The organism is Bacillus sp. FSL R5-0439, from assembly GCF_038008805.1.
Taxonomy (GTDB): Bacteria; Bacillota; Bacilli; order Bacillales; family Bacillaceae; genus Bacillus; species Bacillus safensis.
Genome location: NZ_JBBOZW010000001.1, coordinates 71,784 through 94,836, shown reverse-complemented (window position 1 = coordinate 94,836; position 23,053 = coordinate 71,784). Strand labels below are relative to the sequence as shown.

The window sequence follows — 23,053 nt, the reverse complement described above, 5'->3', positions numbered from 1 at the left end:
GCATTGCATTCAATGTGAATGTATTACTTATTGTTATCTAGTTTTCAAAGAACAATCCTGTCTCGCTAGAGACATGTTTTGAAGGAATGATCCTTCAAAACTAAACAAGACGAAAACATACGCTGCTCCATATATCCTTAGAAAGGAGGTGATCCAGCCGCACCTTCCGATACGGCTACCTTGTTACGACTTCACCCCAATCATCTGCCCCACCTTCGGCGGCTGGCTCCATAAAGGTTACCTCACCGACTTCGGGTGTTGCAAACTCTCGTGGTGTGACGGGCGGTGTGTACAAGGCCCGGGAACGTATTCACCGCGGCATGCTGATCCGCGATTACTAGCGATTCCAGCTTCACGCAGTCGAGTTGCAGACTGCGATCCGAACTGAGAACAGATTTATGGGATTGGCTAAACCTTGCGGTCTTGCAGCCCTTTGTTCTGTCCATTGTAGCACGTGTGTAGCCCAGGTCATAAGGGGCATGATGATTTGACGTCATCCCCACCTTCCTCCGGTTTGTCACCGGCAGTCACCTTAGAGTGCCCAACTGAATGCTGGCAACTAAGATCAAGGGTTGCGCTCGTTGCGGGACTTAACCCAACATCTCACGACACGAGCTGACGACAACCATGCACCACCTGTCACTCTGTCCCCGAAGGGAAAGCCCTATCTCTAGGGTTGTCAGAGGATGTCAAGACCTGGTAAGGTTCTTCGCGTTGCTTCGAATTAAACCACATGCTCCACCGCTTGTGCGGGCCCCCGTCAATTCCTTTGAGTTTCAGTCTTGCGACCGTACTCCCCAGGCGGAGTGCTTAATGCGTTAGCTGCAGCACTAAGGGGCGGAAACCCCCTAACACTTAGCACTCATCGTTTACGGCGTGGACTACCAGGGTATCTAATCCTGTTCGCTCCCCACGCTTTCGCTCCTCAGCGTCAGTTACAGACCAGAGAGTCGCCTTCGCCACTGGTGTTCCTCCACATCTCTACGCATTTCACCGCTACACGTGGAATTCCACTCTCCTCTTCTGCACTCAAGTTTCCCAGTTTCCAATGACCCTCCCCGGTTGAGCCGGGGGCTTTCACATCAGACTTAAGAAACCGCCTGCGAGCCCTTTACGCCCAATAATTCCGGACAACGCTTGCCACCTACGTATTACCGCGGCTGCTGGCACGTAGTTAGCCGTGGCTTTCTGGTTAGGTACCGTCAAGGTGCGAGCAGTTACTCTCGCACTTGTTCTTCCCTAACAACAGAGCTTTACGATCCGAAAACCTTCATCACTCACGCGGCGTTGCTCCGTCAGACTTTCGTCCATTGCGGAAGATTCCCTACTGCTGCCTCCCGTAGGAGTCTGGGCCGTGTCTCAGTCCCAGTGTGGCCGATCACCCTCTCAGGTCGGCTACGCATCGTCGCCTTGGTGAGCCATTACCCCACCAACTAGCTAATGCGCCGCGGGTCCATCTGTAAGTGACAGCCGAAACCGTCTTTCATCCTTGAACCATGCGGTTCAAGGAACTATCCGGTATTAGCTCCGGTTTCCCGGAGTTATCCCAGTCTTACAGGCAGGTTACCCACGTGTTACTCACCCGTCCGCCGCTAACATCCGGGAGCAAGCTCCCTTCTGTCCGCTCGACTTGCATGTATTAGGCACGCCGCCAGCGTTCGTCCTGAGCCAGGATCAAACTCTCCGAAAAAGTACAAAACCGAAGTTTTGTTTTTCGTCAGCGTTTGACTGACTACCTATGAAGTATCATAGGATTTTTTATAAAAACTCGAATTAACAGGTACGTTTTGTCTTGTTTAGTTTTCAAAGATCATTTTCGTTATCGCTCGTAAGCGACTTTAATATCTTACCATTTTGCATCAGTTAAAGTCAAGAACTTTTTTCAATTTCTTTTTTTAACCTCGTTGCTGTTTTGCGGCAACGAATAATAATATACCATCTGGATTCTTTCCTTGCAATAGTTTTTTTAAAAAAAGTTTCATTTTATGAAAAATAAAAAGCGCCATAGATAAAATGGCGCTTTGGTTGATGTATTAGCGGTTTCTCATTTGTGGGAAAAGCAGTACATCTCTGATTGATGGAGAATTTGTTAAAAGCATGATTAATCGGTCGATTCCGATTCCTAGACCACCTGTTGGAGGCATACCGTATTCTAATGCTTCAACAAAATCGTCATCCATTAGATGTGCTTCGTCGTTTCCTTCTTCACGTTCTTTTAATTGAGCTTCAAAGCGTTCTCTTTGATCGATTGGATCGTTTAGCTCTGTGAATGCATTTGCATGCTCGCGGCGTACGATAAACAGCTCAAAGCGATCAGTAAAGCGAGGGTCTTCAGGATTTTTCTTAGCTAATGGAGAAATCTCCACTGGATGTCCGTAAATGAATGTAGGCTGAACCAATGTTTCTTCTACTTTTTGCTCGAAGAACTCATTGATAATATGACCTACTGTCATATTTTTCGTGATTTCAACACCATGATCAGCAGCATGCTGTTTTGCTTCTTCTACAGACATCTCCTGCCAGAAGTCTACACCTGTTGCTTCTTTGACCGCTTCAACCATATGAAGTCTCTTCCATTCAGGTTTGAGATCAATTTCATCTTCTCCATATTGAATGGTTGTTGTTCCTAACACCTCTTGGGCAATATGAGCAATCAGGTTTTCAGTCAGATTCATGATGTCTTTGTAGTCTGCGTATGCTTCATACAGCTCGATCATAGTGAATTCTGGGTTGTGACGAGTTGATACACCTTCATTACGGAATACGCGACCAATCTCGTATACTTTCTCTAGACCACCGACAATTAGGCGTTTTAAGTGCAGCTCGATCGCAATACGCATATAAAGCGGCATATCAAGTGCATTGTGATGAGTAATGAAAGGACGCGCTGATGCACCACCAGGGATGCTGTGCATTGTTGGTGTTTCAACTTCTAAGTATCCTTTAGAATCTAAGTATCTTCTCATGGATTGAATGATTTTGCTTCGCATAATGAACGTCTGCTTACTTTCTGGATTTACAATGAGGTCAAGGTAGCGCTGACGATAGCGTTGTTCAACATCTTTTAATCCATGATATTTATCAGGAAGCGGGCGAAGTGCTTTCGTAAGAACCTCAAAGCTGGTCGCTTTAATAGAAAGTTCTCCTACATTTGTTTTAAAAACAGTCCCTGTTACACCGATGATATCGCCTAAGTCTGAGCTTTTGAATAATTCGTAAGCTTCTTCCCCTACACTATCTTTACGAACATAGATTTGAATTTGTCCTTCTAGGTCTTGAATATGTGCAAAGCCAGCTTTTCCTTTTCCGCGCTTTGTCATCATACGTCCAGCGATTGTTACTTGAGCCGCTTTTCCTTCTAAGTCTTCTTTAGAAAACTCGTCATATTCAGCGATAATTTGCGCAGATTGATGAGAACGGTCATATCGTTCACCGAATGGATCGATACCCTCTTCTCTCATTTTATTCATTTTGTCACGTCTGACCTGAAATTGGTCATTTAATTCTTCGTTATTAAGCCCTTCATTACTCATTTATATCACTCCAATAATGTATTTTGCAGAGAAAAGCAGAAAAACTGCCAGTACATGCACTAGCAGTGAGCTACAAAAAGAAAGATAGTCTTATCCTACTTTTATACTTTGAAGCTCTTTTGCCTCGGCTTCGATCGTAAAGTCATCAAGAACTTGTACAAGCTCCGCTCTCGTTTCACTTTGATTGATTTGATTTCTTACGTCCGCATTGCCTCGGACACCTTTTAAGTACCATGCTGCGTGCTTTCTCATTTCTCTGACAGCCACATGCTCGCCTTTCAGGTCAATGAGTCTGTCTAAGTGAAGTTTGCACACTGACATTTTCTCACGCACGTTTGGCTCTTCTTTCAGTTCACCCGTTTCTAAATAATGAACCGTTCGATAGATCATCCACGGGTTTCCTAGTGCGGCTCTTCCGATCATGACAGCGTCCACACCCGTTTCATCAAGCATACGTTTTGCATCTTGAGGGGTTTTGACATCGCCATTGCCGATGACAGGAATGGATACAGATTGTTTAACCTCTTTCATGATATCCCAATTCGCTGTTCCTTCGTACATTTGCACGCGTGTCCGTCCGTGAAGCGCAACCGCTTGTCCACCTGCTCGTTCAACAGCACGGGCATTATCAATAGCAAAGATATGGTCTTCGTCCCAGCCCATTCTCATTTTCACTGTAACTGGTTTGTCTACAGCATCTACAACAGCAGAGACCATTTCATAAATTTTGTTTGGATCAAGCAGCCATTTCGCTCCTGCATCACATTTCGTAATCTTCGGCACAGGACAGCCCATGTTGATATCAATAATATCCGCTGTGGTATTCTTGTCTACAAACTTTGCCGCTTCGACGAGTGTGTCTTTTTCCCCTCCAAATATCTGAAGGCTCAAAGGCTTTTCCCGTTCATCAATGTATAGCATACCCATTGTTCTTGCATTGTTGATCAGGATCGCTTTGTCACTGACCATTTCAGCGCAGACTAAGCCCGCTCCAAACTCTTTCACCGTCAGTCTGAAGGCAGAGTTGCACACACCAGCCATCGGCGCGAGCACTACTTTGTTTTTAATCTCGATATCTCCGATTTTAAACATTTTTCCCCCTCCTTTCTTCTTCAAGGATTGGCGAAAGTTCTTCCACCGTTATATTTAAAGCATCTGCTATTTGACCAACCAATTGGTTTGTTGGTAATCGATTGCCTCGCTCAATTTCTCCTAAGACAGAGACAGAGATGCCCAGTCTTTTCGCGAACCCTTCCTGAGTATACCCTTTTAGCTTTCGGTATGCACGAATTCTTCTACCCCACATGTCTTTTTCCATATGCTTACACCTTCTTGGTCTGTTACGGCATTTATTTGTACTTCGCCGATTTCTGGGCAAATCTCACTCATCGGAACAAGGACGAATAAACGTTCGTACATTCTAGGATGCGGCACTACAAGTTGTTCTGTTTCAATATTTTCACGATTATAAAGTAAAATGTCAAGGTCAGCCGTTCGCGGCCCCCACCTCACTTCTCTTGTTCTGCCTAACTCTTGCTCGATTGTCTGAGTAAGAGACAGTAGTTCCTCTGGACGAAGTGAAGTGGTAATTTTCACGGCCATATTTAAAAAGTCATCTTGGTTTTCATAGCCTACAGGTGTTGTTTCATATATTGATGAGATTAATTCCACTTGTACCTCTGGATGTTCATGCAGTTTTTTAACGGCTTCTTTTAAATAGGTTTCTTTTTTACCTATGTTTGAGCCTAATGCGATGTATGCCGTGTTATTCATGTGCGTGATCTCGTCATTTCAATTGCAACGGACTGATAGTGACCTGGAATTGGCGGATCTGGCTTGATCACCTTCACTGTACATTCCTGGACTGTCGGAAAGTCCTTTAACACTTGGTTTGCAATTCTTTCTGTCAGTGTTTCAACGAGATTGACCGGCTCACCTTCTACGATGCTTTTGCAGATTTGGTAGAGCTCTGCATAGTTGATCGTCTCATTGAGGTCATCAGTTTGTCCGGCTTTACTTAAATCAAGTGAAGCTGTTAAGTCCACGCGGAATCGCTGCCCTAGTTTGTTTTCTTCTGCAAATACGCCGTGGTACCCGTAAAATTCCATTCCGTTTACATATACTTTATCGATGATAAGCGCCTCCCTTATTCAGCATGGCATCCATCATTTTTGCCATTCTTGCAATTTCTTTTACATCATGTACACGGACCATCGCACTGCCCTTTTGAATCCCAAGACAGACCGTCGCACCTGTTCCTTCAGTACGTTCTTCAGGCGGCAGGTCTAAGACAGCACCAATGAATCGTTTTCGAGATGTAGCCAGCAGCAGTGGATACCCAAGGTGACAAAAATGTTCAAGTTCATTCATGACCTTCAGGTTGTCCTCTTTATTTTTCGCAAATCCTACACCAGGATCTAATATGATCATGTCATCGCTGACACCCGCTTGCTGGGCAATTTGGACACTTTCTTTCAAATCGGCGATCATATCTGAAATCAGATGTGTGTAGTTTCGTTCTGGCCGATTGTGCATTAAAATGATTGGAACATTGTGCTTCGCTGCCACATGTGCCATTTGGGGATCTGCCTTTGCTCCCCATACATCATTAATAATGGAGGCTCCAGCTTTCACCGCTTCATCTGCAACACGGGCTTTATACGTATCAATAGAGATAGGTACATCTAATTCTTTTGTAATCTTCTCAATGACCGGAATGACTCTTGAAAGCTCCTCTTCTTCCGAGACAAGTGCCGCTCCCGGACGAGTCGATTCTCCGCCAATATCGATAATATGTGCCCCGTCTTCTATCAGCTGCGCTGCATGAGCCAGCGCTTTATCTACTTGATTAAACTTTCCTCCATCTGAAAAAGAGTCAGGTGTGACATTTAAAATGCCCATGACTAATGTCTTTTCTTCATAACTAAGGGTATGGTGCTTGGCCTGTATGATTTTAGGCTGTTTTATCAATTGTTGTGTCATTGTGTCCACCTACTCTTTATGGTCTTGACGTTCTTTAGTGTATTGCATTCTTAACTTTGTTGAAATTGTCCGGCTGTTTTTGGGAAAGTGGATTTCTCCTATTCCTCTGAACGGTACAACTCCCTGAACAGAATTGGTCATCCATGCCTCATCAGCAGAAAGCAAATGTGAGACTGGGTATCGCCCTTCCTTTAGCGAAGCCTCCATAGCGCGGAGCGTTTCCATACAGTATCGACGAGTGACCCCATTTAAAATGCCTGTATCAAGTGACGGTGTATAGATCACATCATCTTTTCGCCAAAAGATATTCGAGGTAATGCCTTCTGCCACATCATCTTCTTTTGTTAAAAAGATGCCTTCTAACGACGGGTCATTCCCCACTTCCCTTTTAGCGAGCAAGTTGTTCATATAATGATGAGACTTGAGGCGTCTTGGGCCTTCCGGTGTATTTCTTCTCGTTTGAAGAATGACTCCCTTTTTCTCATCCAAAATAGATTCTGGACGGAAAGGAGAGATCATGACAAAAACGACAGGCTCTTCATAAGGATCTGCAGAGAATCCGTTTCCTCTGCCCGCAGAAACATTCAAGCGAATTCTCGCATGGCCGCCGGCTATTTGGTTTTTATTCAGTAAGGTATGAATGATGTCGAGTACAAATGGTTTCTCTATTGTGGATTCGATGCAAAGGTCACGTAATGATTGATTGAGCCTTTCAAGATGCCAATCCAACAGGAAGACTTGTCCTGCCAGGCTGGTAAATGTTTCGAATACACCGATGCCATATAGAAAACCATGATCAAAAGGAGAAAGAGTCGCGTCTTTCTCCTCTATATACTGACCGTTCAGATAAATGATCATGCGTTTACTTCATGCCCCTTTTTACGATAGGTTTCAATGAAATTTTTCAGCATTTCTTTTCCGAAGGACGTCATAATTGATTCAGGATGGAATTGCACACTTTCAATCGGCAATTCTTTATGGCGAATCGCCATGAGCTCGCCTTCCTTTGTGCTGGCTGTTGCGTCAAAGCACTCTGGCAGCGTCTCGTTTTTGACAATTAATGAATGGTATCTCGTTGCAACGAGCGGATTTTGAAGTCCTGTGAAGACACCTTTTCCGTCATGTTTAATCTCTGACGTTTTACCGTGCATTAAGCGCTCTGCTCGAACAACATCCCCGCCAAAGACTTGTGCGATGGATTGGTGGCCTAAACACACACCGAAGATCGGAATACTTCCTGCAAAGTGCTTGATCGCCTCCATACTAATTCCCGCTTCATCAGGACTGCATGGACCTGGAGAAATCATGAGAAAATCCGGCTTGAGCTCTTCAATTTCTTGAATGGTCACTTGATCATTCCGTTTCACGATCAATTCTTCTCCAAGCTCCCCTAAATACTGGACCAGGTTGTACGTAAATGAATCATAATTATCAATCATTAAAATCATACTCTGCTCACCTCTAACTCAAAATAGTCTCTTCTTTGCTCAACTGTATTGCTTTTTTCACTGCATAGGCTTTTTTAATGGATTCTTTGTATTCGTGTTTTGCGACAGAATCTATGACGATCCCCGCACCTGACTGCATAAAGGCTTTTCCTTCTGTACAATACGCAGTCCGAATAACGATATTAAAGTGCATATCTTGATTGAATCCAAACCAGCCTATAGATCCAGTATAAAGCCCACGTCTTGTTGGCTCAAGTTCTTCTATGATTTCCATTGTTCTCACTTTTGGTGCACCTGTAATCGTTCCTCCTGGGAATACAGCTCTCATCACATCTACTGCATCACATTCATCACGCAGCTCGCCTTGTACATTAGATACAATGTGCATCACGTGTGAATATTTCTCAATTGCCATAAATTCGTTCACTTTTACGGATCCATAAGTAGATACTCGTCCAAGGTCATTCCGCTCAAGATCAACGAGCATGACATGCTCTGCGCGTTCTTTTTCATTTTCAATGAGTTCTTTTGCCAGTGCTTGATCCTCAGCGTCGTCTTTGCCTCGTGATCTTGTTCCGGCAATTGGTCTTGTTTCTAGCTGAGTTCCTTTTTTCTTAATAAGCAGCTCTGGAGAACCACAAACAATCTGGAAGTCAGGCGTATGCAGGTAAGACATATAAGGAGATGGATTCACTTGACGTAACGTTTTGTATAAATCATACGGATGAGTGTGAAGCTGTTCATCTTGTCTGATAGATAAGTTCACTTGGAACACGTCACCGTTTGCGATATATTGCTTAATTTTCTCTACTGCTTCTCCAAAGGTTTCTTCAGTAAAAGGTGCTGCTGGTACAAATTCTGTGGAAGATTCATTGACAGGTGATTGTGCTGATTCTTCAAAAGAGCTTGTCCACTTTCGCTTCCATTCTTCCAGCCTTTGATTCGCTTCACTCATTGGTTCTGCTTCCTCTGTGTGAGTAATCAGCCACAGTGCGTTCTCTTCATGATCAAAAACTGCAACATCGTTAAACACGAGGAAATAAAGGTCTGGTGTTTTAAGATCATCAATTGCCAGCATCTTAAAATGCTCGATGTATCTAGCATAATCGTAGCTTAAAAACCCAATCGCTCCACCTTGGAAGTCGGGGTATTCGTCGTTTGTTTCGGTTTGAAGGGTTTGAAACCAATCCGTAAACGCTCTGAATGGATCACCTTCTTTGAACAATACCTCACCTTGATAATGGATGGTCGTCATCCCATCTTTCCCCTTCGCTTTAGCGATCGGGTGAATACCAGCAATGCTATATGAACCGCCGCGTGCACTTTCTAGAAGCACATGATGTGTTTCACGAGCAGTTAATTGTTCGTATCTTTTCAAGAATGCATCTTTCGTAAAAGGAATTTTGATGCCCATCGGCCTGCGTTGTGTCATGTTATCATCCTTTTTTATTTTCATTAATCTTATTGTAATGCAATCCAATTTATTTAGAAAATAGTATTTGCTTTCCATCTTCAGAATTCATGAAAAAACCCCAGCAAACGCTGGGGTGATTGGTTTAATCGAATTGATAAAGAGGTGTACTGAGGTAACGCTCACCGTTACTTGGGATGATTGCGAGAACCTTTTTCCCTTTACCAAGCTTCTTCGCTGTTTGAAGTGCTGCGTAAATAGCTGCTCCGGAAGAAATACCACCAAGGATTCCTTCTTCTTTCGCTGCTTTTCTTGCAAGCTCAAATGCATCTTCGTTTTTCACTTGGATGATGCCGTCATATATTTCTGTGTTCAGGATTGAAGGAACAAAACCTGCTCCAATTCCTTGAATTTTATGCGGACCCGGCTTTCCGCCTGACAATACAGGGGAATCTGTCGGTTCTACCGCATAAAGCTGGATGGATGGGATGGCTTCTTTTAGGACTTCACCAGCACCTGTAATCGTACCGCCCGTACCAACACCTGCAATAAATGCATCAAGCTCGCCGTCAAACTGTTCAAGAATTTCTTTCCCAGTTGTACGACGGTGAATCTCCGCATTGGCTTCGTTGCTAAATTGCTGAGGCATGAAGTAACCATGCTCCTCTGCCAATTCTTCTGCTTTTTTGATGGCACCTTTCATTCCTTCTGCACCTGGTGTTAAGACAAGCTCCGCACCATAAGCGCGTAAAAGGTTGCGGCGCTCCTGACTCATTGTGTCTGGCATAACCAAAATCGCGTTGATTCCTTTAGCAGCCGCTACCATCGCAAGGCCGATTCCTGTGTTTCCACTTGTTGGTTCAATAAGGGTATCGCCGGCTTTTAGTGTACCTTTCGCTTCAGCATCTTCGATCATCGCTAAAGCAATACGATCTTTGACACTGCTGCCTGGGTTCATATATTCAAGTTTCAAGTAGACATCCGCACTGTCTTCATCTACTAAACGGTTTAATTTAACGACTGGTGTATTTCCTATTAGTTCAAAAACTGAATTTGCAATACGAGCCATCACTAACACCTCTATCTCCGAGTAATTTTATTGTATTAATATTAAATTATCAATTTCAAAAAATTTTGTCAATGCTTTTAGTCCTGCTCGCCATCGTAAAACCATGTGACTTTTGCTTCCTTCCACAGGGTTTTGACATTCGCCTTTTCACCTAGATCTTCCATCGCGATCTGCCTTTTAATCTGATCTTTGACTTCGTCATAGGAGAAAGAGCGGCCATTTAATTTTTCTTTTAACTGAATAATGGCATACCCGTTTTTGGTCTGAATTGGCTCTTTCGTCCATTCATCTGGCTGAAGCTTTTGAGCTTCTTGTATGTATAGGGCTGGGATGCTTTCCTGCTCTTCTGTCACAAATCCAAGATCTCCGCCGTATGGTGAGGTGTAACGGTCGATTGAACGTTCAGCTGCTACGGCTTCAAAGCTGGATCCACCTTTTAAATCTTTCAATACATTTTCAGCCTCGTCCTTTGTCTTCACGACAATATGGCGAATGCGGTATGAATCATCATATTGATATAAGTCCTTGTTTTTTTCATAAAACGATTTCGCTTCTTTTTCAGAAACGACGGCATCTCTTGTTAAAAGCTGCTCTAATAAAATTTGATAACGAATCTGTTCTTTCCATTCCTTCTCACTTGTATGTCCATCTTCGTAGAAATTATTAGATACTGCTTTGAGCATAAGCAATTCACGATTGATCTCTTTCGAAGACACGTCCAGCTTGTTTTGCTTGGCAAGCTGATTGACCACCTTCAGATTGATCATTTGTTCAAGTGTTGCCTTTCCGTAGCGGTCTTCCATCTTCTTTAACCATTCTTGACGCGTTACCTTCTCTTTTCCAATCGATGCAATTTCTTCACCGCTCTTCCCATTAGAAGAAGCCTGTGACATTTGTGACTTTGTTAATACATATGCAATGACAACGGCATTAATCATGAGCAACACGAGGATAAATGTCCATACCACTCTTGCTTTTAATCTCATCTTTCGTCTCCTTTCCATTCTAAAAAGAAAACCCGCTGCTTAGAGCTTAGCGGGTTAATTCTTCACGTAGCTCTTCTAGCTCTTCTTTTGTAAATACATACGTTTCGTTACAAAAATGGCATTGAGCTTCTGCTTGTCCGTCTTGTTCAATCATATCATCAATTTCGGCTTTCCCTAGGCTGATAATGCCATTTGCAAACCGTTCTTTTGAGCAGTTACAAGAAAATTCGACAGGTACAGTTTCTAAAATTTGAGGTTTTTCACCGAGTACTTCTTCTAATATTTCTTCTGGTGTCATCCCTTTTTCAATGAGTTTAGAGATTGGTTCAATCATTGACAGGCGCTTTTCTAGTCTTTCAATAACAGCATCTTCTGTACCAGGCAGCAATTGAATGATGAAACCGCCTGCTGCGAGGATCGAATTATCTGGATTGACAAGGACGCCTACGCCTACAGAGGAAGGCACTTGCTCAGAAGAAACAAGATAATATGTGAAGTCATCTCCAATTTCACCTGAAACAATTTCCGTTTGTCCTGTAAAGTGGTCCTTCAGCCCGATATCTTTGACAACACTTAAGGTTCCAGATGTTCCGACTGCACGTCTAACATCCAGCTTGCCATGTTCATTTAAATCAAAGTGAACTTGTGGGTTTGAGACATATCCTCGCACCTGACCTTTTGCATTTCCATCAGCAATAATGGCGCCGATTGGTCCACCGCCTTCTATTTTGACAGTTAGCTTATTCTCACCTTTCAGCATAGCACCCATCATGACGGTTGCTGTCATCGTTCTGCCGATGGCAGCTGATGCAGTCGGCCACGTATGATGTCTTCTTTGTGCTTCGTTGATTGTATCTGTTGTGTTTGCAGCATATGCGCGGACTTTTCCGTCATATGCTAATGCTTTAACTAAGTAATCCATTTGATTTAAACCTCCTATAATACACCGACACGATTACGTTCATAAATGAGCTGCAGTCCTTTTAATGTGAGGAACGGATCGACAATATCAATGCAGTCTGATTCATTTCCAATCAATGTAGACAAACCGCCTGTTGCAATGACTTTCGGTGTTTGTTTGGCTTGCTGCTTCATCCGTTTCACTATTCCCTCGACTTGACCAACATATCCATAAAGGATGCCGGATTGCATCGCACTGATGGTATTTTTTCCAACAATGTGATCAGGACGGACAATTTCAATTCTCGGCAGCTTCGCCGCTCTTGTATATAAAGCCTCAGTTGAGATGGTAATACCAGGTGCAATCGCTCCACCCATGTATTGTTTTTGTTCATTGATATAACAGTAGGTTGTTGCTGTTCCAAAGTCTACCACAATAAGAGGCGCCCCATATAGGTGAATTGCTGCTACTGCATTGACAATTCGATCTGCCCCGACTTCCTTTGGATTGTCACACATAATGTTTAATCCAGTCTTCATTCCAGGCCCTACAATTTGGGGTGTTAGGTGAAAATACTTTTCGCACATTCTTTCAAGTGCGAACATCATTGGCGGGACCACAGACGAGATGATAATCCCTTCTATTTGATCAAACATCAGCCCCACATAATCGAATAAGGCCCTAATGGACATACCAAATTCGTCTTCTGTTTTATGACGGCTTGTTTCAATTCGCCAATGGTAGTTTAGATCGCCATTATGATAAACACCTAAAACGGTATTTGTGTTTCCTACATCTATCACGAGTAACAACTTCATCACCACTTTGAATAGTTTCTCAAAAAGAGCATTTTTCGACTTTCTATCATACCATACACGAATTGAGTTCCATTTGTAAACAATTCGAAACCGATCCATTCATGAATCGAAATAAAAAAGCTGCCGGTGATCCCGGCAGCTTTCACAGAAGGAGATTAGATCTCCTCATCTTCTTTTTTCTTGATGTTTACTTTCACATCATCGTTTTTCTCTTCGTCATCTGCGTATACACGCTCTGGAAGCTTTCCAGTTTCGTAAAGAGATTTAATTTGTTCAGCATCTAATGTTTCAACTTCTAGAAGGGCTTGTGCGATGATTTCTAGCTTATCTTTATTCTCAGTGAGAATTTGTTTCGCGCGTTCGTAGCTCTCCTTAATGAAACGCTGAACTTCTTGGTCAATTTCGTAAGCGATCGCTTCACTATAATTCGGCTCATTGTTGAAATCACGGCCAAGGAATACTTGACCTCCTTGTGATTGACCGAATTGAAGCGGACCAAGTTTATCAGACATACCGAACTCTGTGACCATTCTTCTTGCAATGCCTGTTGCACGCTGGAAGTCGTTGTGAGCGCCTGTACTTACTTCACCAAACGTAATTTCCTCTGCAACACGACCGCCGAGCAAGCCGACAATCTTATCAAGAAGCTCTGGCTTCGTTTGGAAATAACGGTCTTCTCTTGGAAGCATGACCGCATATCCGCCTGCCTGACCACGAGGAACGATCGTTACTTTATGCACCATGTCCGCTTCGTCTAAGATAAGACCAATGACGGTATGACCGGCTTCATGGTAAGCCACGATATTACGTTCTTTCTTCGAAATGACGCGGCTTTTCTTCGCCGGCCCAGCGATGACACGGTCAGTCGCTTCGTCGATATCACGCATATCGATTTTCTTTTTGTTTTGACGTGCAGCAACAAGCGCTGCTTCGTTTAGTAAGTTCTCAAGATCTGCACCAGAGAACCCTGGTGTTCTGCTTGCAATGGCTTTTAAGTTGACTGACTCGTCAAGCGGTTTGTTTTTCGCATGAACTTTCAGTACTTCTTCACGGCCAATAACATCTGGGCGGTCAACCGTAATTTGACGGTCAAAACGTCCCGGACGCAGCAATGCAGGGTCTAGAATATCTGCACGGTTCGTCGCAGCAATGATAATAATACCTTCGTTGGCACTAAAACCATCCATTTCGACAAGAAGCTGGTTAAGCGTTTGTTCACGCTCGTCATGACCACCGCCAAGACCGGCTCCACGCTGACGCCCCACTGCATCAATCTCATCAATAAAGATTAAGCAAGGTGCATTCTTTTTCGCATTTTCGAATAAATCACGTACACGTGATGCACCGACACCGACGAACATCTCGACGAAGTCAGAACCACTGATGCTGAAGAAAGGAACGCCTGCTTCTCCTGCAGATGCTCTCGCAAGCAATGTTTTACCTGTACCTGGAGGTCCTACTAGTAAAACCCCTTTAGGGATTCTTGCGCCAAGCTCCGCAAATTTACGTGGATCCTTCAGGAATTCCACCACTTCTACAAGCTCTTGCTTTTCTTCATCTGCACCAGCAACATCTTTAAATTTCACACGTTTCTTCTCTTCTGTGTAAAGCTTCGCCTTACTCTTACCAAAGTTCATGACTCGGCTTCCGCCGCCCTGAGCTTGATTCAATAAGAAGAAGAACAGGATAAAGATGATGATAAACGGAATGATGGTTGTCAGAACTTGCAGCCATCCATTTGTTTCAGGTGCTGGTTCTACTTTTACATCTGTATTCTTCAGTGCACTGTAAATTTGGTCAACACCTTGACCATCTGGAACATGGGTAATGAAGTATTGATCTTTCTTCGCGCCATCTAATTGACCACGAATTTCATAAACCCCTCTTACAGGCTGAATGGAGATACTCTCCACTTTTCCCGCACTTAGATTTTGCGAAAATTTGCTGTAAGACATGTTCTCAGGCTTTTGATTTGGGGATCCTAACCAACTAACGACCCCTATCACAAGTAATAAAATAAGTATATAAAAAATCGTATTACGAAAAACCCGATTCATTCCTTACCTCCTCCCACAGTAAGCACAACTATGTTCAATAGTATCATAGAAAATCATTCCAACACAACCAATAACCTCATGTATACGTATGCTGATCAGCCTTCGTAAACAGATGGTTTTAACACTCCAATATACGGGAGGTTTCGGTAACGTTCAGCGAAATCCAATCCATAGCCGACAACAAATGCATCTGGTACTTCAAATCCAACATAATCTGCTTTGATGTCTGCTTTGCGGCCACTTGGTTTATCAAGCAATGTCACAATTTTAATGGAATTTGCTTTACGGTATCGGAAAAGCTCTACCAGATAGCTCAAAGTTAACCCACTGTCGATGATATCTTCCATAATCAAAATATCTCTTCCTTCAACAGAAGTATCTAGATCCTTAATGATCTTTACTTCTCCAGAAGATACGGTAGACTTTCCGTAGCTAGATACATCCATAAAATCAAGTTCTAAATATGTATCAATGTGTTTGATCAGGTCTGCCATGAATGGAAGAGCCCCTTTCAAAACACCAATAGCCAGGGGAAATTTACCATCATAATCGCTGGTTAATGTTGCACCCAGTTCCTTCACTTTTTGCTGGATCTCTTCTTCTGAGATCAAAATCTTTTCAATATCTTGTTTCATGCTTTTGCTTGCCCCCTACAAATTTTCGTGCTGTCTATATTGTAATACAATGAGATCGCTGTTTGTCATATCAATTTCTTCAAAAACGGATTTTTTCAGACCTGGGATCCAGATGATTTGATGATCCGAGTCAGTGACGATCGGCCAGCTGTCTCTTTCTGCAAGAGGCACTTTTTTATCAATAAATATATCCTTCACCTTTTTTGATCCATTCATCCCTTTAAGTTTGATTCGATCACCATTTTTTCGTGAGCGAATGATCAAAGGGAGACGAACATGATCTTTTTGAAGCAAGAAAAAATGGTTTCCGTTCCGTGCATCCTTCGGAACATGATTTGATACGACGATAGACTGTCCATTTGGGAGAAAAAGCTCTTCTCCAAGCTCAACCTTTAAGTGAAGAGCATAAGACTGGTCTACTACATGCGATCGTTCAAAGGTAAACATACAGTGATCATAAGACTTGACAGCTTGTAAACCTTTTGGCAAATCTAATGATCCAGACGGTTGATCAGTATGAGATAACCAGTCTAAAGTCCCTAGAATATGCTGGTTTGAAAACGCTGATTGAGTGTTTTCATAAAGATAGTTTAATATTAGTTGAATGCCTCTTCTTTGTAAAGGCAAAGGCAGGTCAAGCAAAGGCTTCGTTTTGATCTCAATTTGCTTAGGCGATTGACTCGTTATCACTTGGTTCATTTGTACCTTTGTTAAAGCCTGCAAGTATTGCTCATCCTCAGTCAGCATGTCACTTACAAACTGAAAGCTTTCATGTACATGAGGTGCCTCTTCTTTTAACACGGGAAGAATGTGTCTTCTTACCCGGTTTCTCAAGTAGTCATCTGTATGATTGCTTTGATCAATGACATAGGGAACATGTTCTTTTTCACAAGCTTTTAGCACGTCGTCCTTAGAGTATCCAATGAGCGGACGAATCAGCCATCCATTTTGAAAAGGACGTTTTGCTTGGATACCCGCGAGTCCTATACCAACAGTTCCTCTCGCAAGTCTCATCAACATTGTTTCTACTTGGTCGTCTCCATGATGTGCAAGCGCTATAAATTGAGCCTTGTATTGCTCCATCAATTGACGAAAGAAAGCATATCTGCACTCCCTTGCAGCTGCCTGTTTGTTTAAGCGGTTTTCTTTTGCATATTGGGTGACCTGTATGCGGGACGATTCAAAAGGGATCTCGTGCTCCTTACAGTAAGCCTCAACAAATGCCAAATCAGCAAAGGACTCTTCTCCTCTGAACATGTGATCTACATGGGCTGCAATCAGCTGATAGGAACCTTTGCGGCGCTTGTTAAGTTCATGCAGTAAAAGCATGGAATCCGGTCCGCCGGAAACCCCGACAATGACTGTCGTATTTTCAAGGTAAACATCATGTTTTTTCAAAAAAGATTCAATTCTATTCACAACTTCCTCCTCACAAAGAGCAGGTAATTTAAAGATATACATATCCTATCACTTTCAGTAGCTCCAAGCAAAGAAGAAGCCTGCTTTTTTACAGCTCTACAACAGGAACAAAACCACATATGCACAGTAAAGGGCGAGTACACTGCACACGATAAGAATGGTTTCAAAAAGTCCGCCTGATTTTTTACGTACTGACGTTCTTTTTGCTGCTGCAGCCCGCGATCGTGAAGCCACTTGTTGATTTTGATTAACAGCGGGTTTTGGCGCGTTTTTTTGCTGTTGCTTCTTTTGGCGTGATTTTCTTGATTCAATCAGCTGTCCTTCTTTCAGCATCGCACTTTTCATGTTTGCTGCTGATTGATATTTACCTTGTAAAGCAGCCTTTAACACCCTTTCATATCGCTTTAATAAAGGATGTCCTTCAATGGCTCGATAAAGCTGCTTTTCTGGTTCTGCTCCTTTTTTGAATTCTTTCTTATACGCACAGTTAACCATCACCATGGTCAGGGCAAATAAATCATAAGTTGGTTCAGCTTTTCGTGAGCCGAATCCCCAATAGCCTCGATCAAAAAACTCGGTATACTCCTTAATTGCCCTGCCCGCTTTTGTCGTTCCTCCCACATCAATGCACCGGATCGTGGCAGGGGGACCAGAAACAATGAGATTATCAGGCTTTAAGTCACCAAAAATCCAGCCTTCCTGATGTAAATGAGCCAGGCTAGATAAAAGCTGAATCATCAAAACAACGATCCACTCATCACCCTTTTGTTTTACAAATTCAAGCAGTAATGGGCCTCTGACATATTCCATCACGTAAAAGGAGCGTTTTTGAGGCATACCGGGATAAATTGCATCATCCATATCATAAAAAGAAGGCCCCATGGTTTTCACAGGAGCCTTTGAAAAGGATTTTAATACATTGACTTCAGATGCAATGAGCATACTGTCATCACTCACTTTAAGGGCCGCTTGCCCATGTGGTGATTCGGCGAGATAGACAACACCGTTCGCCCCTTTTCCAAGCTCTTTTACAATACGGTAATGATGGTGGTGCCATTTCCCTTGAATCACCGTGCCTAACGGGATGTTAGAAACCGAATTCATCATCATGCTCTTCCTTTGCTTCAAGCAGCCCTTTACGTGAGCGAACTGATTTGAAATGCTGAAGTGCTTCCCGAAGTGCTGGTCCCGTTGGGGTGATTCCTCCAGTGGTCAGTTTTGGGAAAATAGATGATAATGAATCGAATCGAGGCGTCCAATTCAACACAATTTCTGCATCTGAGTTTTTCCCGGGAAATACACACATCCCAAACTGATTTTCTCCAATTCTTGAATTTAAACTGATGGAAAGGTCGATAAGTGCTTCTTTGACAGTCGGCAGCTTCGGTTTCATACTTGCACTTGTATCAACAAGCACGAGTACTTGAAGGTGAACCGTCTCTCCTAACTCATCAACAACCTCCATTACTTCCCCGCGCTTATCTGGTGGAAGCTCTTCAATTTCAGTGTCTTTGCCGAGTATTTGCTGCAATTCTTTATTCACAACACCTTGTAAGGTTTGTGTCATCGCTTTTTTCGTGACCATTTGTACTGTTTGAGATAATTGCTGGACGTAGACAACTTGATAGATGCCTCCGCCTGCGAGAGCAATCCCCTCTACTTCTTTCATCGCTTCATGATCGTGTCTGTTTTCTTCCATAATGCCAATGACATTGACTGTAATCCCTTGTTCCTTTGCCAATGAGGCAATCGCAAGCGGATCTTCCCCGTGATTTGAGCAGCCATCTGTAATCAATAAGATTTGGTTGACGTGACCTTTTCGCATCTTCATTCCTCCTGGGATTGTAACTGAATGCTTATATCCCCATCATCGCCAGAAGAAATTCATATTATACGATATTTTAAGAAATCTCTTGTTTCTCAAGATAGAATGTACCTGTCGGAATGGAAGCCCATTTTGGTGTGTTGTGGTCGAGCCTAATGACAACAACCGTCATATCGTCGTCAATTTGGCCTGCTCTTGTTCGAATGACCTCTTCCATTAATAAATCAGCAATTTCTTGTGGATCTTCTGTTTTAAAGCTTTTCATTTTCCGTTTCACCCACAGATCATGATTTTCAATATGCTTTGGCCCTTCAAAAATGCCGTCACTCATCATAATCAAGAGATCTCCTGCTTTCATCTGTTCGCTCACAACCTCGACTTCGAATTCATCAATAATGCCAATCGGCAAGTTGCTTGCTTGTACCTTCATCACCTGATCACCCCGTTTAATAAAGCTGGGTGTTGAACCAATCTTGAGGAACTTACAGCTTGCATCCTGTAAATCAATAATCGATAAATCCAATGTTGAATAGATCTCGTCCGTTGTTCGTAAAGATAAAATACTATTAATGGTTTTAATCGCCACTTTTTCATTGATACCTGACGCCAATATTTTTTCTAACAGCTTAATCGTCTCATTGCTTTCAAAATGAGCACGTGCTCCGTTACCCATTCCATCACTAATAGCTGCGGCATACTTGCCTGCACCAAGCTCCATCATGCTGTAGCTGTCTCCAGATACCAGTCCTCCGCCTTTTGCTGCATGTGCCACGCCTGTAGCCACTCGATATGATTTGGCAGAGCCAAATACAACGTGACAATAGCCTGTTGGATGCTCTGCACACTGCTCTGCTTTGACTAAAATCTGTTCTTCTAAAATATCTGAAAGCATTGGAGCAATGATTTTTTCACATTCCCCATGCCCTTGGCAATATGGGATTCTCATTTCAATATCGACATTTCCCTGCTCCAAGCTATAGATTTCTACTTGCTGAATTTCAATACCAAAGTGCTGAAGCGCTTCTATCATCTGCTCTTCTTGAATAAAATGCTGTTCTCTTTCTCGTTTTATTTCCCGGGAAAAATCCTCCATCACTTGCGAGACCCCCATCAGCTGTTCAGCCACAAGACGTCTGCTGTCTTGGACTTTTTTCTTCAGTGTCTGGTTGGCTTTATAGTAAGCGATCTCCTCTTCAATCAATTCCTCGACATGTTTTGATTTTGAGCAGTGCTGACTAAATTTCTTTTTCAATTTTCGGTTATGCTCATACGTTTTTTCATCAGATTCATGCATAACTTGTTTCATTAGTTCATAGGTTGTATCAAAGTTCTGCACCCAGCATTTATTTTTCTTATAGCACGTTTGACAGGATCGTTCTGTGATCGTACTTAAAAAAAGATCTACATCCTCTTCCTGCTTCTTCTCTTCAGGAATGGATTCGTAAAATGTCGCAAAACTCTCAGACAGCGCATGAAATACATTAGAGAATTGGTCTACCTTTTTTGCTGTCACGTCTCGTACTTTCCGAGCATATTGCTGCTGCTCTTGTACATGCTCTACCGTGCCAGGAATGTATTTCGCTACCTTGGAGGTGACTGATTGCGGCGTGAGCAAAAAGAGCGCAACCGCTATAAGTGATTCATACAATGTGGTCATGAGACCTGCCGACCCTTCCCCATACAGTGAAATGAGTAAGGAACCCACAATTAAGCCGATGGCTGCCCCTGCTTTCTTCCCTTCTTTCAGCAATCCGCCTAATAAACCTGAAAAGGCAAGAAGACTCATCTGATAAAGGTTTCCGATGTTGGCGAGACCGAGAATTAATCCTGTCACGACACCGACCGTACAACCAATACTGGCTCCGCCAATAAAGGCAAAGGTCAGCACTACATAACGTGATAAAATATGCTCTGCCTGCATCCCTTGAAATGAGATCCCAGCAAGTCCAGTTAAAACTGAGGCAATTAAAATCATAAAACAAATAATTTCTTCGACCTTTAAAGAATGTTTAATTTTCCTGACTGTAAAAATCGGCAGGCTTTGAAGAAAAATCAGTGTCAAAATGAAGGCAAGTCCTGCTTCGACACCCGCCATGACGTAATCATAGCTTTGCACAGCACCTTGCTCTAGGTAAACAAACGCTCCTCGGGTGATCAGCATCGAGAGAACAATGACAACCGGTAATGTTTTCACTGGGTCTTTGATGATGAAAGAAACCACCTTTGACATAAGGAGAAATATAAGCAGCGATGCAAACACAAACAATGCATTTTGAGGTGATATCGTCATCGCCCCAGCGAGTAAAGCGAGACAAGCAAGCATTGCCTTATCTCTTTTAATAAGCAGCATGGAACCAAAGAAAGGCAGAGCAAACGGCATAATTTCAGATAATATAAAGGCTCGTCCTAATAAAAAGCCTAGAACAACATAAATAAACCCTTTATAGAAAAAAAGAGAATGCGTGTGATGAAGAAACAGGTTTTTCATCTTTTTTAACCCCGCACTGATTCTTTCAAACCCCGCTCCTGTTAAATCAGTTCTTCTTTCTAGTTTTTCCATCTTCTCATCCCCCACCTGATATTCGTTGCTTGTCATTATAGCGAAGGTGAAAAAGAAATTTTGTCAAAAGAAGTTGTCGTTTCCATAAAACGTTCGACGCTTTATTCGTCAAAGAGGCATACTTTCATGAAAGTCGATGTCTTTCATCAGAATTTTACGAAAGCACAAAAAAACAGCTTTCCTATAGAAAGCTGTTTCGAAGATGACCCGTACGGGATTCGAACCCGTGTTACCGCCGTGAAAGGGCGGTGTCTTAACCGCTTGACCAACGGGCCTTGCTTTATGTTCTAGTTAAAAGGATAGCGGCGGAGGGGATCGAACCCCCGACCTCACGGGTATGAACCGTACGCTCTAGCCAGCTGAGCTACACCGCCATAATAATAATGCGCTAAGAAGCACAAGAACTATAATACAAAGGATTCGCTTGTCCGTCAATAGAAAGTTTTAAATTAAATGACGAAATCTCAAAAAATGTAGGATAGGTCATGAAAAAAAGCACCTGCTGAACAGCAGATGCTTTGTTGTGAAAATATATAGAAAGCAGCAACAAGTTAACCTCTTCTTGCTCCGCGCCCCCCACGTTTTGATTCCGTGTTACGTTTTAAAGATGTTAAGCGATCTTCGCTATCTTTTAAGAATTTGTTCATTTTTTGTTCAAACGATTCCTTCGGACGGAAATCATTTCTGCTTGGTCTTGATTGTTGTTGAGGACGATCTTTTGCTTTTTTAATGGACAAGCCGATTTTACCGTCTTTTTCAACGTTAATCACTTTCACTTCAACTTGTTCACCGACTTTTAAATGCTCATTAATATCTTTTACATAGTTATCGGCTACCTCACTGATATGAACGAGACCAGTTGAACCGCCTGGCAACTCCACAAAAGCTCCAAAATTTGTAATGCCCGTAACTTTCCCTTGTAACTTGCTGCCAACTTCAATCGACATAAAAAAAGTGCTCCTCCTTAGACTTATAAAAAAATCTCATTTGTTCAATTATACATAAACTGAATTTTAAGTGTCAACAAGGCTAATCGCTCTTATTGCCCACATCAAAGATTTTTTCGCCTTTTTTGGACATATAATAGTCCCGTCGTGCCAGTTCGAGTACGTATTCCTTGCTTTTCAGCTTCTTAATTTCATCAGAAATATCTTCCTGCTTTGTTTGTAATTGCTTCAACTCTTTTTCGAGCGCAACCTTCTTCTCTTCTTTTTCCTTTAGTGAAGACGATTGCGACCAGAGGGCACTTGTCACCAAGACAGCAAACATGAGCACGATCACACCAAACACGGTAAGCCTTCTAAGGAGTCCGCGACGTTTGCGTTTTAAGCGCTGTGCTTGCTGTTCCATTTGTTTTTGGTAATCATTTTGAATTTGTGCGATATTTCTTTTTCTCTTGTTCAAGGTTG

General features: G+C 42.7%; 20 protein-coding genes, 2 tRNA genes, 1 rRNA gene and 1 pseudogene. All 24 read right to left on the bottom strand.

Going from position 1 to position 23,053, the window contains the following annotated elements:
• Positions 1 to 141: 141 nt before the first annotated feature.
• A 16S ribosomal RNA gene (locus NST59_RS00495) occupies positions 142 to 1,690 on the bottom strand.
• 343 nt (positions 1,691 to 2,033) lie between these two features.
• Positions 2,034 to 3,533 (bottom strand): lysine--tRNA ligase, encoded by a 1,500-nt coding sequence (gene lysS, locus NST59_RS00490; protein WP_034284259.1) that lies wholly within the window; start codon positions 3,531 to 3,533, stop codon positions 2,034 to 2,036.
• Between the two features lie 90 nt (positions 3,534 to 3,623).
• Positions 3,624 to 4,625 (bottom strand): tRNA dihydrouridine synthase DusB, encoded by a 1,002-nt coding sequence (gene dusB, locus NST59_RS00485; protein ID WP_039175955.1) that lies wholly within the window; start codon positions 4,623 to 4,625, stop codon positions 3,624 to 3,626.
• Positions 4,618 to 4,851 carry a helix-turn-helix domain-containing protein gene (locus NST59_RS00480; RefSeq protein WP_024425661.1) on the bottom strand — a complete coding sequence of 78 codons (234 nt, stop codon included), beginning with the start codon at positions 4,849 to 4,851 and terminating at the stop codon, positions 4,618 to 4,620. Before NST59_RS00480 ends, dusB begins: the two co-directional genes overlap by 8 nt.
• A complete protein-coding gene (gene folK / locus NST59_RS00475) occupies positions 4,803 to 5,306 on the bottom strand; it encodes a 2-amino-4-hydroxy-6-hydroxymethyldihydropteridine diphosphokinase (protein ID WP_039175953.1) in 504 nt (167 codons plus the stop codon). Before folK ends, NST59_RS00480 begins: the two co-directional genes overlap by 49 nt.
• Complete coding sequence (gene folB, locus NST59_RS00470; protein WP_024425659.1) at positions 5,303 to 5,665, bottom strand: dihydroneopterin aldolase; 363 nt, start codon at positions 5,663 to 5,665, stop codon at positions 5,303 to 5,305. Before folB ends, folK begins: the two co-directional genes overlap by 4 nt.
• Positions 5,658 to 6,515 (bottom strand): dihydropteroate synthase, encoded by an 858-nt coding sequence (folP, locus tag NST59_RS00465; RefSeq protein ID WP_058838231.1) that lies wholly within the window; start codon positions 6,513 to 6,515, stop codon positions 5,658 to 5,660. The genes folB and folP overlap by 8 nt, the downstream gene beginning before the upstream one ends.
• A gap of 9 nt (positions 6,516 to 6,524) precedes the next feature.
• The gene (gene pabC, locus NST59_RS00460) at positions 6,525 to 7,373 is read right to left on the bottom strand and encodes an aminodeoxychorismate lyase (protein WP_126681978.1); all 849 of its coding nucleotides are present in this window, start codon (positions 7,371 to 7,373) and stop codon (positions 6,525 to 6,527) included.
• Complete coding sequence (gene pabA / locus NST59_RS00455; RefSeq protein ID WP_024425656.1) at positions 7,370 to 7,963, bottom strand: aminodeoxychorismate/anthranilate synthase component II; 594 nt, start codon at positions 7,961 to 7,963, stop codon at positions 7,370 to 7,372. Before pabA ends, pabC begins: the two co-directional genes overlap by 4 nt.
• A gap of 13 nt (positions 7,964 to 7,976) precedes the next feature.
• Entirely contained in the window at positions 7,977 to 9,395 is a 1,419-nt protein-coding gene (locus NST59_RS00450; RefSeq protein WP_126681979.1) for an anthranilate synthase component I family protein, read from the bottom strand.
• Positions 9,396 to 9,519: 124 nt separating this feature from the next.
• Complete coding sequence (gene cysK / locus NST59_RS00445) at positions 9,520 to 10,443, bottom strand: cysteine synthase A (RefSeq protein WP_024425655.1); 924 nt, start codon at positions 10,441 to 10,443, stop codon at positions 9,520 to 9,522.
• Between the two features lie 77 nt (positions 10,444 to 10,520).
• Positions 10,521 to 11,429, bottom strand: a complete 909-nt coding sequence (locus NST59_RS00440) for a peptidyl-prolyl cis-trans isomerase (RefSeq protein WP_039175942.1) — start codon at positions 11,427 to 11,429, stop codon at positions 10,521 to 10,523.
• Positions 11,430 to 11,475: 46 nt separating this feature from the next.
• Positions 11,476 to 12,351 carry an Hsp33 family molecular chaperone HslO gene (hslO, locus tag NST59_RS00435; protein ID WP_059376325.1) on the bottom strand — a complete coding sequence of 292 codons (876 nt, stop codon included), beginning with the start codon at positions 12,349 to 12,351 and terminating at the stop codon, positions 11,476 to 11,478.
• A gap of 14 nt (positions 12,352 to 12,365) precedes the next feature.
• Positions 12,366 to 13,142 (bottom strand): type III pantothenate kinase, encoded by a 777-nt coding sequence (locus tag NST59_RS00430; RefSeq protein WP_039175940.1) that lies wholly within the window; start codon positions 13,140 to 13,142, stop codon positions 12,366 to 12,368.
• Between the two features lie 161 nt (positions 13,143 to 13,303).
• Positions 13,304 to 15,205, bottom strand: a complete 1,902-nt coding sequence (gene ftsH / locus NST59_RS00425) for an ATP-dependent zinc metalloprotease FtsH (RefSeq protein ID WP_034284252.1) — start codon at positions 15,203 to 15,205, stop codon at positions 13,304 to 13,306.
• Between the two features lie 95 nt (positions 15,206 to 15,300).
• Complete coding sequence (gene hpt / locus NST59_RS00420) at positions 15,301 to 15,840, bottom strand: hypoxanthine phosphoribosyltransferase (protein ID WP_008357399.1); 540 nt, start codon at positions 15,838 to 15,840, stop codon at positions 15,301 to 15,303.
• A pseudogene (gene tilS / locus NST59_RS00415) lies at positions 15,837 to 17,259 on the bottom strand (tRNA lysidine(34) synthetase TilS). The gene hpt and the pseudogene tilS overlap by 4 nt, the downstream one beginning before the upstream one ends.
• Positions 17,260 to 17,355: 96 nt before the next feature.
• Positions 17,356 to 18,363 carry a protein kinase domain-containing protein gene (locus NST59_RS00410; protein ID WP_144490967.1) on the bottom strand — a complete coding sequence of 336 codons (1,008 nt, stop codon included), beginning with the start codon at positions 18,361 to 18,363 and terminating at the stop codon, positions 17,356 to 17,358.
• Positions 18,347 to 19,084, bottom strand: a complete 738-nt coding sequence (locus tag NST59_RS00405; protein WP_058838226.1) for a vWA domain-containing protein — start codon at positions 19,082 to 19,084, stop codon at positions 18,347 to 18,349. Before NST59_RS00405 ends, NST59_RS00410 begins: the two co-directional genes overlap by 17 nt.
• A gap of 76 nt (positions 19,085 to 19,160) precedes the next feature.
• Positions 19,161 to 21,644 carry a stage II sporulation protein E gene (gene spoIIE, locus NST59_RS00400; protein ID WP_144490966.1) on the bottom strand — a complete coding sequence of 828 codons (2,484 nt, stop codon included), beginning with the start codon at positions 21,642 to 21,644 and terminating at the stop codon, positions 19,161 to 19,163.
• A 203-nt stretch (positions 21,645 to 21,847) separates the two neighbouring features.
• Positions 21,848 to 21,919: transfer RNA gene (locus NST59_RS00395), tRNA-Glu, on the bottom strand.
• Between the two features lie 25 nt (positions 21,920 to 21,944).
• Positions 21,945 to 22,018: transfer RNA gene (locus NST59_RS00390), tRNA-Met, on the bottom strand.
• A gap of 177 nt (positions 22,019 to 22,195) precedes the next feature.
• Positions 22,196 to 22,591 (bottom strand): S1 domain-containing RNA-binding protein, encoded by a 396-nt coding sequence (locus NST59_RS00385; protein WP_008357409.1) that lies wholly within the window; start codon positions 22,589 to 22,591, stop codon positions 22,196 to 22,198.
• A gap of 82 nt (positions 22,592 to 22,673) precedes the next feature.
• Positions 22,674 to 23,048 carry an FtsB family cell division protein gene (locus NST59_RS00380; RefSeq protein WP_003217952.1) on the bottom strand — a complete coding sequence of 125 codons (375 nt, stop codon included), beginning with the start codon at positions 23,046 to 23,048 and terminating at the stop codon, positions 22,674 to 22,676.
• Positions 23,049 to 23,053 lie beyond the last annotated feature (5 nt).